The 15,676-nt window shown below is 67.7% G+C and carries 16 protein-coding genes; 5 read left to right on the top strand and 11 right to left on the bottom strand.

The genetic code is table 11. The features are described from left to right. Nucleotides 1–104: 104 nt before the first annotated feature. The 3 genes from ACOHX0_RS10390 to pobA all read right to left on the bottom strand — a co-directional run bounded on the left by ACOHX0_RS10390 (nucleotide 105) and on the right by pobA (nucleotide 3,031). The gene (locus ACOHX0_RS10390; RefSeq protein ID WP_420676609.1) at nucleotides 105–641 is read right to left on the bottom strand and encodes an SRPBCC family protein; all 537 of its coding nucleotides are present in this window, start codon (nucleotides 639–641) and stop codon (nucleotides 105–107) included. A 253-nt stretch (nucleotides 642–894) separates the two neighbouring features. Then, complete coding sequence (locus ACOHX0_RS10385; protein ID WP_420676608.1) at nucleotides 895–1,764, bottom strand: crotonase/enoyl-CoA hydratase family protein; 870 nt, start codon at nucleotides 1,762–1,764, stop codon at nucleotides 895–897. 85 nt (nucleotides 1,765–1,849) lie between these two features. Continuing rightward, nucleotides 1,850–3,031, bottom strand: a complete 1,182-nt coding sequence (gene pobA, locus ACOHX0_RS10380) for a 4-hydroxybenzoate 3-monooxygenase (RefSeq protein ID WP_420676607.1) — start codon at nucleotides 3,029–3,031, stop codon at nucleotides 1,850–1,852. Between the two features lie 92 nt (nucleotides 3,032–3,123). On the opposite strand from pobA, the gene ACOHX0_RS10375 reads away from it, so the two are divergent. After that, on the top strand, nucleotides 3,124–3,984 hold the full coding sequence (locus ACOHX0_RS10375; protein WP_420676606.1) for a helix-turn-helix domain-containing protein: 861 nt from the start codon (nucleotides 3,124–3,126) through the stop codon (nucleotides 3,982–3,984). Between the two features lie 64 nt (nucleotides 3,985–4,048). Next, entirely contained in the window at nucleotides 4,049–5,140 is a 1,092-nt protein-coding gene (locus tag ACOHX0_RS10370) for a CaiB/BaiF CoA transferase family protein (protein WP_420676605.1), read from the top strand. A 58-nt stretch (nucleotides 5,141–5,198) separates the two neighbouring features. Here ACOHX0_RS10370 and ACOHX0_RS10365 read toward each other — a convergent pair whose 3' ends face one another. The 3 genes from ACOHX0_RS10365 to hemE all read right to left on the bottom strand — a co-directional run bounded on the left by ACOHX0_RS10365 (nucleotide 5,199) and on the right by hemE (nucleotide 7,026). Next, nucleotides 5,199–5,381, bottom strand: coding sequence for a hypothetical protein (locus ACOHX0_RS10365; RefSeq protein ID WP_420676604.1), 183 nt, complete (start codon nucleotides 5,379–5,381; stop codon nucleotides 5,199–5,201). An 84-nt stretch (nucleotides 5,382–5,465) separates the two neighbouring features. Continuing rightward, nucleotides 5,466–5,999, bottom strand: coding sequence for a GNAT family N-acetyltransferase (locus ACOHX0_RS10360; RefSeq protein ID WP_420676603.1), 534 nt, complete (start codon nucleotides 5,997–5,999; stop codon nucleotides 5,466–5,468). Continuing rightward, entirely contained in the window at nucleotides 5,992–7,026 is a 1,035-nt protein-coding gene (gene hemE, locus ACOHX0_RS10355; protein ID WP_420676602.1) for a uroporphyrinogen decarboxylase, read from the bottom strand. The genes ACOHX0_RS10360 and hemE overlap by 8 nt, the downstream gene beginning before the upstream one ends. Nucleotides 7,027–7,194: 168 nt before the next feature. Between hemE and hemC the strand changes: the two genes are divergently transcribed. After that, on the top strand, nucleotides 7,195–8,154 hold the full coding sequence (gene hemC / locus ACOHX0_RS10350; RefSeq protein ID WP_420676601.1) for a hydroxymethylbilane synthase: 960 nt from the start codon (nucleotides 7,195–7,197) through the stop codon (nucleotides 8,152–8,154). Nucleotides 8,155–8,289: 135 nt separating this feature from the next. Here hemC and ACOHX0_RS10345 read toward each other — a convergent pair whose 3' ends face one another. The 5 genes from ACOHX0_RS10345 to clpS form a co-directional block, all read right to left on the bottom strand. After that, on the bottom strand, nucleotides 8,290–9,123 hold the full coding sequence (locus ACOHX0_RS10345; protein ID WP_420676600.1) for a glycoside hydrolase family 25 protein: 834 nt from the start codon (nucleotides 9,121–9,123) through the stop codon (nucleotides 8,290–8,292). 193 nt (nucleotides 9,124–9,316) lie between these two features. Beyond that, a complete protein-coding gene (hemF, locus tag ACOHX0_RS10340) occupies nucleotides 9,317–10,210 on the bottom strand; it encodes an oxygen-dependent coproporphyrinogen oxidase (protein WP_420676599.1) in 894 nt (297 codons plus the stop codon). 15 nt (nucleotides 10,211–10,225) lie between these two features. After that, nucleotides 10,226–11,029, bottom strand: a complete 804-nt coding sequence (locus ACOHX0_RS10335; RefSeq protein WP_420676598.1) for an SDR family NAD(P)-dependent oxidoreductase — start codon at nucleotides 11,027–11,029, stop codon at nucleotides 10,226–10,228. A gap of 81 nt (nucleotides 11,030–11,110) precedes the next feature. After that, a complete protein-coding gene (locus ACOHX0_RS10330; RefSeq protein WP_420676597.1) occupies nucleotides 11,111–12,100 on the bottom strand; it encodes a class I SAM-dependent methyltransferase in 990 nt (329 codons plus the stop codon). Nucleotides 12,101–12,112: 12 nt separating this feature from the next. Continuing rightward, complete coding sequence (gene clpS / locus ACOHX0_RS10325) at nucleotides 12,113–12,454, bottom strand: ATP-dependent Clp protease adapter ClpS (RefSeq protein WP_420676596.1); 342 nt, start codon at nucleotides 12,452–12,454, stop codon at nucleotides 12,113–12,115. An 88-nt stretch (nucleotides 12,455–12,542) separates the two neighbouring features. Here clpS and ACOHX0_RS10320 point away from each other — a divergent pair, with 88 nt between their 5' ends. Both ACOHX0_RS10320 and ACOHX0_RS10315 read left to right on the top strand, forming a co-directional pair. Further along, nucleotides 12,543–13,256, top strand: a complete 714-nt coding sequence (locus ACOHX0_RS10320) for an HAD family hydrolase (protein ID WP_420676595.1) — start codon at nucleotides 12,543–12,545, stop codon at nucleotides 13,254–13,256. Between the two features lie 413 nt (nucleotides 13,257–13,669). Continuing rightward, entirely contained in the window at nucleotides 13,670–15,268 is a 1,599-nt protein-coding gene (locus tag ACOHX0_RS10315; RefSeq protein ID WP_420676594.1) for a D-alanyl-D-alanine carboxypeptidase family protein, read from the top strand. The last annotated feature ends 408 nt before the right edge of the window (nucleotides 15,269–15,676 follow it).

Raw genomic sequence — 15,676 nt, 5'->3', positions numbered from 1 at the left:
TGCGCCAGCCCGCACAGGGGTAAGGCCGCGCAGAAGGGCTGTGCGCCGGTGCAGGGCGCCGGTGGGCAGCTGCGGCCCGTCTTGCCCCGGACTGCCGAAGGGTATCAGCCGCGGCCGGTCACCTTGCCGAACCAGCCTTTCTTTCCGCCTGCGCCGGCCTCGGCGCCTTCCGCTTCCGCAGCGGGCGCTTCGCCTGCTGCTGCCGGCGCCAGATGAGCCTGCAGGTTGGCAAAGAACTGATCCGCCATCTTCTTGGCAAACCCGTCAATGATGCGGCTGCCCAGCTGCGCCAGCTTGCCGCCGACCTTGGCCTCGACGTCATAAGACAGGAGCGTGCCGGCCTCCGACGGGGTGAGCGTCACCACCGCACCGCCCTTGGCAAAGCCGGCCGCGCCGCCCTTGCCTTCGCCGCTGATGGTCAGCTTTTCGTTTTCCACCCTGTCCGAGAGAGTGACCTGCCCCTTGAAGGTGGCTTTGACCGGGCCGACTTTCTGGGTGACTGTGGCCTCAAAGCCCTCCTCCGGCGTGCCATTGACGGATTGCGCGCCCGGCACGCAGGCTTGCAGCACTTCCGGGTCCAGCAGCGCTGCATAGACGGTTGCGGGATCGGCGGCGATGTCTTTCTGGTCACTCATCTGCATGGCGGGACCTCCCTGGCGCTGTGTTCGCTTCTGCCCCAGACCTAGCCCCCCGGCGCGGTTCTGCCAAGCCGCTTGAACTGCGCTTGTGCGCAGTGGCCTCCGGCGGGGGTATTTACGGTCAGAAAGTGGCCCGGCCGGTTTGCCCAACCTTCCCCCGCGCCACTTTCCTGCGCCACTTTCTGGCTTGAAGTACCCCGGGGTGAATTGGCCGCCAGGCCAAGAGGGGCTGGCCCCTCAAGTCCCGGGCGGCGGGTCAGCGGCCGGGGATTTCCTCGTTGGCGGTCCAGTCGAAGGTGCCCGTGTCGCGGTCCCGCACTGCCTGCTTCCAGCCCGCCTGTTCGGCGCGCACCTTAAAGTTGATGCCTTCGGGGGAGTGCCGGGTGATGCCGTCGAAGATCGTCGCCAGGCGCTGGGTCTGCATCAGGCCGGTCTGTTCGATCGCCTGGTTGATCACCATTTTTTGCATTGCCAGCTGGTTGACCGGGACCGTGGCCATGCGGGCGGCCAGGGTTTCCACCGTGCCGTCGAGTTCGGCCGCGGGAACCGCCTTCAGAACCAGCCCCATCTCCGCGGCCTCTTTCCCGGTGATGCGGTCTCCGGTGAAGAGCATCCGCTTGGCCCGCTCCGCGCCCAGACGGTAGACCCACATAGCGGTGGTCGGACAGCCCCAGACCCTCGCCGGCATGTACCCGATTTCAGCATCCTCGGCCATGATGGTGAGGTCGGCGCAGAGCGCGATGTCCGAGCCGCCTGCCACCGCGAAGCCATGCACCTTGCAGATCACCGGCTTCGCCGCGCGCCAGAGCGACATGAAGGCCTGGGTGTTCTCCCACATGAAGCGGTAGTCCTGGATCGGATCCCAGGGCATGGGTTGGGTGGCGGCGCCGCTGCCGTTGCCCTCGGCGTAATAGGTGAGGTCATAGCCGGCGCAGAAGCCTTTGCCTGCGCCCGACAGCACCATCACATGCACCTCCGGGTCGGCATCCGCCACTGCCACCGCCGCGGCCAGATCGCCTGGCAGCGCGTCGTCGATCGCGTTCATCACCTCGGGCCGGTTCAGCGTGATCCGCCCGATCCGCCCGTCTTTTTCATAAAGCACCGTGGACATGGTTTCCTCCCTCATCTGACGTGGAGGAAACCATGCGGGCGGTCCCGCCGGAAGCGGCGTGACGCCGCGTCAGATCCCGTCACGCAGCGTCGCCCTGCGCCTAATACGGCAGGCCCACATAGTTTTCCGCCAGTGAGGCCTGCGCCGCGTCCGAGGAAAACAGGTAGTCGAGGTCAGCGCGCTGCAGCCGCAGATCGGTCTCGCTCTGACTCGGGAACCGGTGCAGCAGGTTGGTCATCCACCAGCTGAAGCGTTCGGCCTTCCAGACCCGGGCAAGCGCCTTTTGCGAGTAGCGCTCCAGTCCGCTGCTGTCGCCCTTCCGGTAGTGGTCGAGAAAGCCGTGATAAAGATAGTGGATGTCGGAGGCCGCCGAATTCAGCCCCTTGGCGCCGGTCGGCGGCACGATATGGGCGGCGTCGCCCGCGAGGAACAGGTTGCCGTAGCGCATCGGCTCGGCCACGAAGCTGCGCAGGGGAGCGATGGATTTCTCGATCGAGGGGCCGGTTTGCAGACGCGCGGCTGCCTCCTGCGGCAGGCGGCGTTTCAACTCGGCCCAGAAGGCATCATCAGACCAGCTTTCGGCGCGGTCCGTGGCGGGCACCTGGATGTAATAGCGGCTGAGCACCCGGCTGCGCAGCGAGCAGAGCGCAAAGCCGCGCTCGTGGCGGGCGTAGATCAGCTCCTCCGATACCGGCGGGGTCTCCGACAGCACGCCGAGCCAGCCGAAGGGGTAGACCTTCTCGTACTCGGTCAGCACGTCCGAGGGGATGGACTTGCGGCTCACGCCATGGAAGCCGTCGGTGCCGGCGACGAAGTCGCAGTCCGCGCGGTGCTCCTCGCCGTCCTGCTGCCAGGTGACGTAGGGGCGTTTGCTGGTGAGCGCGTGGAGCTTCACACCGGCGGCCCCATGCACCACTTTGCCGCCCATCGCGTCGCGGGCGGCGTAGAGGTCGCGGGTCACCTCGGTCTGGCCGTAGACCATCACCGTCTGGCCGTCCGCGCGGGCGGCAAGGTCGATGCGGTCCATACGGCCCTGATGCGCGATCAAGAATCCGTCGTGCACCTCGCCCTCGGCGTCCATGCGGGCGCCGCAGCCCGCCTCGCGCATCAGCCCCACGAAGCCGTGTTCCAGCACCCCTGCGCGGATGCGGCCGAGCACATAGGCGCGGCTGCGCTTTTCCAAAACGATAGTATCAATGCCCTTGCGGTGCAGAAGCTGCGACAGCAGCAGACCGGAGGGCCCGCCGCCGATGATCACGACCTGTGTCCGATGGGTTGGCATGTGGCGCTCCGCGTCTTGTGGCGGGGGAATTATGCGCCGTGCCTGCATCTTTGCGAATGGACCAAGCGCGCAAGTTCTTGTAGATTTCGCACATGAGCGCCCCGGCCCGCATCGACAGCTACAACCTGTTTGGCGAAACCGCCGAATTGGCCGATGTGCTGCATGCAGAGACCATAAGGGCGCGCTCCCAGCTGCATGACTGGGAGCTGAAGCCGCACCGGCACGCGCGGCTGCACCAGCTCCTGGTGCTGACCGGCGGCGGCGGAGTGGCGGAACTTGACGGAAACAGCCATCCCCTGGCGCCACCTTGCTTCGTCAACGTGCCGCATGGGGTGGTGCATGGCTTCCGTTTTGGCAGTGGCACGGCGGGGTGGGTTTTCACGCTGCCCTGCGAGCTTCTGGACCAAAGCCTTGCGGCGGGCGAAGGCGTGCGCGTGCCCCTGGAACTGGCCCGCGTGCTGCCATTGCCACGGGAGATGCGGGCGCTGGCCAGGCTGCTGTTTGGCGAATACGGCGGCGCGGGCTTCGGCCGGACGCAGGCGTTGCGGGCGCTGGCCACGGCGCTGCTGGCGCAGGCGGCACGGGCCATTGCCGCGGCGCAGGAGGTGAGCCCGCACGGCCGCTCCAACCCGCTGTTTGCCCGCTTCGAGGCGCTGGTGGAACGCGATTTCCGCAGCCGCCGTCCGCTTGCCGCCTATGCCCGCGAACTCGCGGTCTCTCCCACGCATCTGAACCGGATTGCGCATCAGGCCACCGGGCAGCCGGCCTCGCAGCTCATCGCCGCGCGGGTGCTGCGCGAGGCGCGGCGCCTGCTGATCTACACCAACCTGACCGCGGCGCAGACCGCCTATGAGCTGGGGTTCTCCGATCCGGCCCATTTCAGCCGGGTCTTTGCCCGCGGCACCGGAATGCCGCCACGGAAGTTCCGCCAGCAGCTTGCACAGGCGGGCTGAGGCCGGAACACTCGCTCCTGGCCGGCCGGCTGGCCGCACATCTTGCACGGAAGGGAGGCCGCGCATGCTGGAAGGGATCCGTATTCTGGAGGTCGAGGGGCTGGGGCCTGCGCCCTTTGCCGCGATGACGCTGGCCGATCTGGGCGCCGAGGTGATCTGCGTGCACCGCAAGGGCGGCGCGGTGACGCCGGGGATGCCGGAGCGCTCACTCCTGGACCGCGGTAAGCGCTCGATCGAACTGGACCTGAAAGATGCGGGCGATATTGAAGTTTTCCTGAAACTCGCGGCGCGCGCCGACGGGCTGATCGAGGGCTTCCGCCCCGGCGTGATGGAGCGGCTGGGGATCGGCCCCGAGGCCTGCCATGCAGTGAACCCCGCACTGGTCTACGGCCGGATGACCGGCTGGGGCCAGGACAGTCCGCTCGCCGAGCGGGCCGGGCATGACCTTAACTACATCGCGCTGTCGGGCGCGCTTTGGTATGCCTCGGCGCCGGGTGACGTGCCGCTGACCCCCGCAACGCTGGTGGGCGATATCGGCGGCGGTGCGATGTATCTGGTGGCGGGGATGCTGGCGGGGCTCTTGCGCGCCAGGGCCAGCGGCGAGGGCACGGTGGTGGATGCGGCGATCCATGACGGATCGGCGCATTTGATGAACCTGTTGATGAGCATCCGGCAGGCCGGCCATTTTGCCACGGAACGCGGCCAGAGCCTGCTCGACGGGCCGCACTGGAGCCGCGCCTATGCCTGCGCCGATGGCGGCCACATCGCAGTGCAGTGCCTGGAGCCGAAGTTCTATGCCGAATTCCTGGGCCGGATGGGGCTGGCGGAGGATGCCCAGTTTCAGCGCCAGTTCGACAAGAGCCTGTGGCCGGTGCTGACCGGGCGGCTCGCCGGGATCTTTGCCGCGCGCCCGCGCGATCACTGGGCGGCGCTGTTTCAGGGCTCGGATGCCTGCGTGGCGCCGGTGCTGAGCCCGGATGAGGCGCAGGCCCATGAAATGAACGCCCGGGGCACCTGGGTGGAGGCGGACGGCGCGCTGCAGGCCGCCCCTGCCCCGCGGTTTACAGGCCAGCCAGACTGGACCCCGTCCGCAAGCCCCGCCCGGGGCGCGCATGGAGCGGAGATCCTCGCGGAGCTGGGCCTGCCGGAAGATTGAGCGCCGCCCGCGGCAGCCGGCCAATCCGCTTCGAAGCGGATTGCGCCCGTAGCAGCGGTCAGTCTTTCTTCTCAGCCTTCTCGGCTTTGGCCTTTGCGGCTGCGGCCTTCATCCGCTCCAGGAGCGCGCTCTTGTCGTCCTGCTTGCCAAAGGGGTTCTTGTCTGTCCCCTTGGCGTTGTGTTCGGCGTGACGAGGTTTGTTCTTGCCCATTTTGGGTGCTCCAGATTTACCGTAATCCACCGTTAAGTTCCTATTCGCGGCGCCTGTTGCAGCGCTGATGCCCCAATTCCCCGGCCAAGGCAAGCTGCCGTGGCGCGGCCGGCACTACCCGGCAGGCCGGTAGACCAGGATTTCGTTCGGATAGGCTTCCGCCCCGATCCGGAAATGCGTGCGGCCCGTGATCTCGAACCCCTCGCTCTGATAGAAGCGGATGGCGGGCAGGTTGTCCGCATTGGTCGTCAGCCACGGCGCGGCCGCGCCCCAGTCCGCGCAGATCTGCAAGCCGCTCCCCAGCAGCGCGCGGCCCACCCCGCGGCCGTGGTGGCGGGGCTGGACGTAGAGTGTGGCGATTTCCACCGCCGAGCCGGGGCCTTCCGGCGGGCGGCATCCGTTGGTGAGGCGGATGTAGCCGTCGATGCCCTCGGCGTTCTGCGAGACGATGAGGCGCTCGCCCTCTTCCCCGATCAGCTGGCGGAAGCGCTCCGCGGTGAACGCCTCCAGCACGTAATCCGCGAAGAAGCTGCTCACCCCCCGGCGCAGATAGGTGCCAAGCCAGACCTCGATCGACAGCGCCGCAAGCGCCGCCCCGTCTCCGGGCTCAGCGGCGCGCAGGAAGAGGCCGCTCGCGGCCTCAGCCACCGCGCACCGTGTCGATCATCAGCTGCACGTTCGCCGGGTCGGCGTCGGGGGTGATGCCGTGGCCGAGGTTGAAGATATGCGGGCCCTTGCGGAACGCCTCGACGATGCGGCGGGTGTCGTCCACAAGGTCCTGGCCGCCGGTCACCATGTGGCGCGATGCCAGGTTGCCCTGCACGCAGCCGTCCACCTGCACATGCGCGGCGGCCCACTCGGGGTCGACGGAGTTGTCCAGCGCCACGCAATCCACCCCGGTCGCCTTGGCAAAGCCCATGTATTTCTCGCCCGCCTCGCGCGGGAAGCCGATGACGGGGATGCCGGGGTGGCGCGCCTTCAGCGCCTGGGTGATCTGGCGGCAGGGCTCCAGCGCGTACTTCTGGAACGCCTCGCCCTTCAGCGAGCCGGCCCAGCTGTCGAAGATCTTCACCACTTCGGCGCCTGCTTCGATCTGCTTGGAGAGGTACTCGATGGTGGCTTCGGTGATGCGGGCAAGCAGCGCCTCGAACAGGGCGGTGTTTTCCTCGCGAAGGGCATGGGCCGGGCCCTGGTCAGGCGTGCCGCGGCCCGCGATCATGTAGGTCGCCACGGTCCAGGGCGCGCCGGCAAAGCCGATGAGCGCGGTGTCTTCGGGCAGTTCGCGCGACAGGAGGCGCACGGTCTCGTAGATCGGGTTCAGCGTCTCGTGAATGTCCGAGACCGGGCCCAGTTTGGCAAAATCAGCCTCAGAGGTGACGGTGGACAGCCGCGGGCCCTCGCCGGTGACGAACCACAGATCCGCCCCCAGCGCCTGCGGCACCAGAAGGATGTCAGCAAACAGAATCGCGGCGTCAAAGCCGTAGCGGCGCAGCGGCTGCAGGGTGACTTCGGCCGCCAGCTCGGGGTTGTAGCAGAGCGACAGGAAATCCCCGGCCTCGGCCCGGGTCGCGCGGTATTCCGGCAGGTAGCGGCCCGCCTGGCGCATCATCCAGATCGGCGGCACATCTTGCGCTTCTCCCGCCAACGCACGCAGCAGCTTCTTCTGTCCGGCCATGTCTATCCCCTTTGTCGCGTCTGCCTCAGGTCAGGGCTGGGAGCAGGATTGTCAAGGGGCGGCCGCGGCCCGCGCAGCACGGCATAATGCCGCGACAGCCCGATAGCGGGGGTCTGGCGGCGCAAAAGCACTTTCCTCTTTTGCGCAATATGCTCTAGGGATTGGCGCATGACACACGCCCTGCCTTCCCCCGCTTCGCCCCTGAAGATCGGCACCCGCGGATCGCCGCTGGCGCTGGCCCAGGCCCATGAAACCCGCGACCGCCTCGCCGCCGCCCACGGGCTGCCGCAGGAGGCTTTCGAGATCGTGGTGATCAAGACCAGCGGCGACAACCAGGCGCTGATTGCAGCCGACAAGCCGCTGAAGGAGCTGGGCGGCAAGGGGCTGTTCACCAAGGAAATCGAGGAAGCGCTGCTGGCGGGCGGCATCGACATTGCGGTGCATTCGATGAAGGACATGCCGGTGGCGCAGCCCGGCGGCCTGCTGATCGGCACTTACCTCCCGCGCGAGGACGTGCGCGATGCCTTCATCTCCCCCGCGGGCGGCGCGCTTGCGGATCTGGCGGAGGGCGCGGTGGTTGGCACCTCCTCGCTGCGGCGGCGGGCGCAGCTGCTGCATCGCCGCCCCGATCTCAAGGTGGTGGAGTTCCGCGGCAACGTGCAGACCCGGCTGAGGAAGCTGGCCGAGGGCGTGGCGGAAGGCACCTTCCTTGCGATGGCGGGGCTGAACCGGCTGGCGATGGCGGAGGTGCCCAGAACCCCGATCGCACCCGAGGACATGCTGCCTGCCGTGGCGCAGGGCGCCATCGGCATCGAGCGGCGGGACAGCGACACCGCCGCCGCCGCCCTGCTCGAAGCGATCCACGATGCCGTGACCGGTCAGCGGCTGGCGGCAGAGCGCGCCTTCCTCGCCGCTCTCGACGGTTCGTGCGAGACGCCGATTGCAGGCCTCGCCGAGCTGGACGGCACCACCCTGCGCCTGCGCGGCGAGGTGCTGCGGCCGGACGGCTCGGAAGCGCTGAGCGATGACCAGACCTGCCCGGTGGAAGACGGTGCAGCGCTCGGCCGCGAGATGGCCGTGAAGCTCTTGGAGCGCGCGGGCGAAGGCTTCTTCGACTGGCGCGGCTGATCAGGCTTTTTGCGAGGCTCTGCCTCGCGCTCCGGGATATTTAGGGCAAGAGGAAGAATCCGGCCCGTTCTTCCTCTTGCCTGAAAATATCCTGGGGGAGACGCCCTTCAGGGCGGCGGGGGCAAAGCCCCTCTTTCACCGCTTTTCTGCCACCATCACCCCCTGCCGCGACCAGGCGAGCCAGCTTGCCGCGCTGCCGCGGTAGGTGTTGAGGTCGACGTCTCCCGCCACGCCCGGCACCCGGCCGGTGCCGGAATACTGCCAGAAGTTCCAGGGCTTGCCGGGGTAGACCTCGCCCGGGTGGCCCGCAACCGAGCGCAGCCAGAACTCGGTGCCTCCCAGCCGGCCGATGCCGGTGTCACGGTAGAAATCAACCGTGGTGTAGACCACCGGGCGGCGGCCGTAATGGCGTTCAAGGATGTCTAGAAACTTCTTGGCCTCGGCCCGCACATGGGCGCCTGAGGGGCGTTCGGTGCAGGTGCGGGACATGTGGTTCCATTCCATGTCCAGAACCGGCGGCAGAGCGGAGGCGTCGCGCGGGACGTGTTTGATGAACCAGCGCGCCTGTTGGGCCGCGGGGCGGCAGAAGTAGTAATAGTGGTAGGCACCGCGCGGCAGGCCAGCGCGGCGGGCGCCGCGCCAGTGATCCTTGAAACGCGGGTCGGTGTGGTCGCCGCCCTCGGTCGCTTTGATATAGGCAAAGGAGACCCCGGCGCGGCGCACCTGGTGCCAGTCGACATCGCCCTGGTAGCGGGAGACGTCGATACCGTGCACCGGGTAGGACCAGGGTGTGCGGCCCTGCCAGTCATGCGGGTCGCTGTCGCCGAAGCGAGGGTAGGTGCTGAGCCGCTCGAGCCCGGCCGGGGCGGCGCGTCCGACGGTGCCCGGCGGCGATGCTGCTATGTCCGGCTGCCGGGCGCAGCCAGCCGCCATCACTGTTGCACAAAGAGTTAGAACCAGCCTGCGCATAAGATTGCCCCCTGCCTCACCAAAAAAATATACTGCTCGCCGTTTGGGCTTGTTGCAGATGAGTGTAGCGCAGGTTGTGACGAAAGCCTTCCCCTTTTTCTGCAAGGGGGCGGATCAATTGCAGGCAAGGAAAAACGCGCCGCGGAGGCTGCGGCGCGTTACCGGGATCAGTGCGGGCTGGCGGCGGGGGCGCTCAGACCCACTTTGCGAGCGGCGGCAGGCTCATCAGCACCGCGTTGGCGTCATGGCCGGTTTCCAGCCCGAACTTGGTGCCGCGGTCGTATACCAGGTTGTATTCCGCATAGAGCCCGCGATGCACCAGCTGGGCGTCCTTATCGGCGTCGCTGAAGGGCTGCAGGCGGCGTTTCTCCACCAGCGGCAGATATGCCGGCAGGAAGGCGCGGCCGATGTCCTGGGTGAGGGCGAAATCCGCTTCCCAGTCGCCGCTGTTGCGGTCGTCCATGAAGATGCCGCCGACCCCGCGGGCGCGGCCGCGGTGGGGGATGAAGAAATACTCATCCGCCCAGGCCTTCAGCTTGGGATAAAGCTGGGCCCCATGCGGGTCCAGGTGCTGTTTCTGGACGCCGTGGAAATGCGCCGTGTCCTCGGCGTATTCGATGCAGGGGTTGAGGTCCGAGCCGCCGCCGAACCACCAGGCATGCGGGGTCCAGAACATCCGGGTGTTCATGTGCACGGCCGGCACATGCGGGTTGCGCATATGGGCGACCAGCGAGATGCCCGACGCCCAGAAGCGCGGGTCCTCCGCCATGCCGGGGATGCCCTTGCGCGCAGCCATCGCTCCTTGCGCGCGGGCGCCCAGCGTGCCGTAGACCTCGGAGATGTTGACGCCGACCTTCTCGAACACGCGCCCGCCGCGCATCACGCTCATCAGCCCGCCGCCCGCGTCCGAACCGTCGTCCGTGCTGCGGCGGGTTTCGGTCACCTCAAAACGGCCCGGCTCCAGTTCGGCGAAAGGACCTTCGCCATGGCTCTGCTCCAGCGCCTCGAAGGCGGCGGCGATTTCGTCGCGCAGCTGGCGGAACCAGGCGGCGGCGCGGGTTTTCTCGGAAAGCATCTCGGCAGTCATGGAAAGGGTCTTTCGTCAGTGCACGGCCGCCGCGACCGGGTCCAGCAGGGTGCGGCCGCCGTCCAGGGTCAGCACCTGGCCGGTCATGAAGCCGGAGGCGTCGGAGGCCAGGTATTGCGCGGTCTCGGTCAGCTCGCTGGGCGAGGCGATGCGGCCCAGCGGCGTGTGGGTTTCGATGTCGTGGCGGTAGCTGCGGTTGTCCTTGAGCGTCGATTGCATCGAGGCGCTCATCACCGAGCCGAAGGCGATGGAGTTCACGCGGATGCGGTGCGGCGCCAGCGCGACCGACAGCGAGCGGGTGACCTGGTCGAGCGCCGCGGTGGAGACGGAATAGGCCATCAGCTCCGGGTGGGTGCGCCGGGCCGCAATGGAGGAGAGGTTGATGATGCAGCCGCGCGGGCCGGTTTCCTCACTGTCCTCGCCCTGTTTGATCATCCGCCGCGCGACTTGCTGCGACAGGCGCACGGTGGGCAGGAGGCTCTGCGTCAAGAGCTGCTCCAGCGATGTGTCCTCAGGGTCCAGCGGGTCGGTCGGCACCATCTGGCGGGCGCCGTTCACCAGGATGTCGACCCCGTCGAAGGCGTCGATGGTGGCGGACAGCAGGTTGGCGATGGTCAGCCGCTCGCGCAGGTCGCCCGCGAAATAGCGGATGTTGCTTTCGTCGGCCTGCTCGCCCAATTCACCCGCAAGCGTGTCTTCGTGGGTATCGGCAAACATCACGTTGGCGCCGGCCGCGGCGTACTGCTTGCCGATCGCAAGGCCGATGCCGCTGGAGGCGCCGGTCACGATGGCGGTCTTGCCGGAGATTGAAAAGGACATGGAAGCCACTCCCTCAGAGCTGTTCAGCGGGCACGTTAGACCGGCGCCTGCGGTTTGACAAACCGCAGATGGGCCGCGGGCTCAGCCGCGGCGGCGTTTGGGCTTTGCCGCGTGCAGCACCTTAAAGCGGTTGTCGCCCGCGGTTTCCGTCACTTTGACAAAGCTCGCGGCCAGCGTGGCCTCGTAGGGCAAGTGCCGGTTGGCCACCATCCACAGGCTGCCGGAGGGCGCCAGCATCTGCGCCGCGGCCGCGATGAACGCCTGGCCAAGGCCCGGTTCCGCCGCGCGGCCGCTGTGGAACGGCGGGTTCATCACGACGGTGGCGACAGGTCCCGGCGCGCGCCACATGCGGGCGTCGGCCCAGTGGAAGGCGGCGCGGGAGTCAGTGACGTTGATCTTCGCACAGGCCAGGGCGGTGGCGTCGGCCTCGACCATATGCAGCGTTTCGACCCCGTCGCGTGCCAGCACCGCGTGTGAGAGATAGCCCCAGCCAGCGCCCAGATCCACCACGGTGGCGCCCAGTTTCTGCGGCAGCGCCTCCGCCAGCAATCGCGAGGCCGGGTCGATGCCGTCGGCGGAGAACACGCCCGGCGCGGTGGTGAAGCCCTCCACCTGCTGCGGCGCGTCAGGCAGCCAGTCCGAAAGGTCCGTGCCGCCCTCGATCCACAACACCTTGCCGTGCGCCTTGGACACGGGGGCAGAGGGCGTTGTGCGCTTGCGCAGGTCCTTCAGCACCGAATCGATGCCTTCGGTCTTGGCGCCGTCGATCAGCACCGGCCCTTGCGTGGCGGCGGCAGCCTGCGCGATCAGCATCCGCGCCCGTGCCTTGGCGCGCGGCAGGAACACCACCGCCGCCGCGGCCTGCGCGCCCTCCTCCCAGTCCGGACGGCAGTCATAGCCTTGCGCGGCGAAATGGTCGTGATCGGGACGGAAGGACTGCACGATCTGCACTTGGGCCTTGGGCAGCACCGACAGGTCATGCTCCGCACGCGGGTGGAACACCGCGAGGGGGCCGTCCTCCGGCACGGCAAAACCGCCCAGCTCGATGGCCAGTGGCAGGCGAACGGACATGGCGGGGCCCCTTTAGTCTTCTTTTTCCATTGTGCATTGCAGCGGGTGCTGGTGGCGGCGGGCAAAATCCATCACCTGGCCGACCTTGGTCTCCGCCACCTCGTGGCTGAAGACGCCCACCACTGCAACGCCTTTCTTGTGCACCGTCAGCATCACCTCGAAGGCCTGCGCATGGGTCATCCCGAAGAAACGCTCCAGCACCATGACGACAAATTCCATCGGCGTGTAATCGTCATTCAGGAGGAGGACCTTGTACCGCGGCGGACGTTTGGTCTTCGGCCGGGTCTTGGTCATGACACCAAATTCGGTATCATCCTCTGGATTGTCCGACATCATCTCGGGCGGCAGCGGCATGGGCAAATTGTTCCAATCCTGGATGGAAATTCCTGTCCCGCTTATATAGCCTCTCCGTCCCGCAGTAAAAGAGATTGAGACCCCGGAATTGGCCCGTAAATTGACAACAATCGGCTTCGATGCCGACGATACGCTCTGGCACAACGAACGGTTCTTCCGCGTGACGCAGGACCGCTTTGCCGAATTGCTGATGGATCACACCCCCGCCCAGACCGGCGCAGAGCAACTGGAACGGCGGCTGCTGGATGCCGAAAAGCGCAACCTCGGCCGCTATGGCTACGGGGTGAAGGGGTTCACGCTGTCGATGATCGAAACCGCGATCGAAGTGACCGAAGGTCAAGTGCCGGGCGCGGTGATCCAGGAGCTGATCGAGGCCGGGCAGATGATGCTCTCCTATCCGATCGAGCTGCTGCCGCACGCGCGCGCAGCGGTGGAAGCGGTGGCAGAGAGCCACCGTGTGGTGCTGGTCACCAAGGGCGATCTCCTCGACCAGGAGCGTAAGCTGGCGCAATCGGGGCTGGGCGAGCTGTTCGACGGAGTGGAGATCGTCTCGGAAAAGACGCCGGAGGTCTATGCCCGCATCTTTGCCCGGCACGGCGACGGGGCGGAGCGGGCGATGATGGTGGGCAACTCCATGCGCTCGGACGTGGTGCCGGTGGTGGAGGCCGGCGGCTGGGGCACCTATGTGCCGCACGGGCTGATCTGGGAAGTGGAACACGCCGAGGCACCGGAGGAGAGCCCGCGCTACCACGAGATCGCCGATCTGGGCGGGCTGGCGGCTCTGGTCGCGCGGATCGGCTGACTCTGGTGCAGGTCCGGGCGGATTCGGATCTGGCCGGATCGGGTCCGGCGGCCCGGGCGGGGCGGCTGCGGCGCTGGGGGATTCTGCCTTTCCAAGGGCTGCGCGGAAGCCCGCCAGCAGTCTTTTTTCATTAACACTTTCTTAGGTTTTGCCGTATCTAGCGGCTCCGCACCGCTCACCCCCAAGATGCCGGCAGTGTTGCCGGGCTGCGGTGCAGAACCCCCGGATCGGACGGTTTATTTTCGCCTCGCGGATGTGTTAGGATTCTGTGAACAGGCAGAAGTCAGCCGGACAACCGGCGGCATGAGGCAGACATGGCAGAAATCGCGCAGGCCGGGCATGTTTGGCCGGCAGTACACCGGTGCAACCGGACCCGTTTCCAAAGCTATATCCGGAGCCCTTTCCGGACCCGTTTGCGGGCCTTTTCACGGGGCCGGTCCTTCTGGGCCGCAACGGGGCTCCTGCTGCTGATTCTGGCGCTGGCGGTCCAGCCGCAACGGGCCGCCGCGGCCCCTTATGCGGCGATGGTGGTGGATGCCCGCACCAACGAGGTGCTGCATTCGCGCAATGCCGACGCCCGCCTGCACCCGGCCTCGCTGACCAAGATGATGACGCTCTACATCGCGTTTGAGGCGGTGCGCAACGGCGAGATCACGCTCGATACCAAGGTGAAGATCAGCCGCAACGCCGCCGCCGAGCAGCCCTCGAAACTAGGGCTGCGCCCGGGCCAGCGGATCGCCTTCCGCTACCTGATTCGCGCCGCCGCGGTGAAATCGGCCAATGACGCCGCGACGGCCATCGGTGAAACACTGTCGGGCTCCGAAGCCGCCTTTGCGCGCCGGATGACCCGCACCGCCAAGGCTCTGGGGATGAGCCGGACCACCTTCAAGAACGCGCATGGGCTGACCGCCAGCGGGCATCTGTCGACCGCGCGCGACATGACCAAGCTGGGGCGGCATCTGCTTTACGACTATCCCGAGTACTACAACCTGTTTTCGCGCCGCTCCACCGATGCCGGCGTGCGCCATGTGCCCAACACCAACCGGCGGCTGCTGGCCGCCTACCGCGGCGCCGACGGCATCAAGACCGGCTACACGAGGGCGGCGGGCTTCAACCTCGTGGCTTCGGCCCGGCGCGGCGAGGAGCGCATCATCGCCACCGTCTTTGGCGGCAAGTCCACCACTTCGCGCAATGCCAAAGTGGCGGAGCTGCTGGATCTCGGCTTCCGCCGCGCCCCCACCCGCGCAGCACTGCGCCGCCCGCAGCGCCCGGCCTACCAGGGCAGCGGCGCCGTGGTGATGGCCGAGGCGGGCGAGACCCATGGCGTTGCCGGCAAAACAGTCCGGGTGAACGGCCAGGTGGCCTCCAGCCTGCGCCCGAAGCGGCGTCCCGGCAGCAGCGCAAGCCCGGTGCTGGTGGTGGCGGCGCTGGAAGAGGCGCTGCAGACGCCCGCGGCGGACGCCGGGGACACGGCAGCGGTCAATGCGGATACGCCGGACGAGGATGCCGCCCCCCTGGAAGCGGTGCAGAGCGTGAGCGCCGATGGCGCACAGGCCAAGGGGGAGGTTCTGCGCAGCAGCATCAGTGCCGCCCTGGCCGAAGCGGTGCCGGCCGCAACTGTCACTGCAGCCGCGGCCGCGCCAGCGTTGGCGGCCGCGGCTGCGGCCGCCCCCTTCAGCGGCCTGCGCCCGCTGGCGCGCCCGGCCTCGCTGGCGCTGGCCGGCAAGCCTGCCGAGCCGGAGCCGGTGGTGGTGACCCGGCTCTCCACTTCGGGCGGGCGCTACTGGGGCATCAATGTCGGCCTCTACACCAGCCGCTACCAGGCCGAGAAGGTGCTCCTGCGCACCGCCATGTCGGAGCTGGAGACGCTGGACGGCTCATTGCGCAAGGTGGCCAAGACCCGCCGCGGATTCGAGGCGAATTTCCTCGGCATGACCCAGGAAAGCGCGGAACTCGCCTGCCGCCGCCTGAACGCCCGCAACGTGACCTGCGAGCCGATCGGCCCGTCCTGAGGCTAAGCCGGTCCCGCACCCGGCAAAAGGCACCGCAGGCCAACTCCTTGGCCTGCGGTGCAAAGGTCTGGCTGATGGCTCGCAATTTTCAGGTCCTGACGGTGTGAGGTCCGCGAGTAAATCCTGCAAAGCCTCATGCGCGGCGGCCTGCCGGCCTTGTCCCGCACGGTGGAGGAACAATACCGGGCTTAGAGTGGTAAACGCCGGGCTGCGCGCGGGGTACCGGTGTCGTCGCCGGACGTCCTGCGGCATCGGCGGGCCCGAAAGCGGCCACCCGCCCTGCGCCGCAGCCTGCCTGCCCGCCTGCCTGCCTGCGCGAGGGAGGCAGCATCTCCCGCCCGTCCTCTGCCTTTTTGGCAAAAGGCATCCTCCCGTTGGGCGTGGGGGGGGGGGGGGGGGGGGGGGGGG

Origin of the sequence: Cribrihabitans pelagius (genome assembly GCF_048820915.1) — a bacterium.
Lineage (GTDB): Bacteria > Pseudomonadota > Alphaproteobacteria > Rhodobacterales > Rhodobacteraceae > Cribrihabitans_A > Cribrihabitans_A pelagius.
Note: the sequence above shows the minus strand (reverse complement) of the source record. Positions and strands in the feature narration are given on the sequence as shown.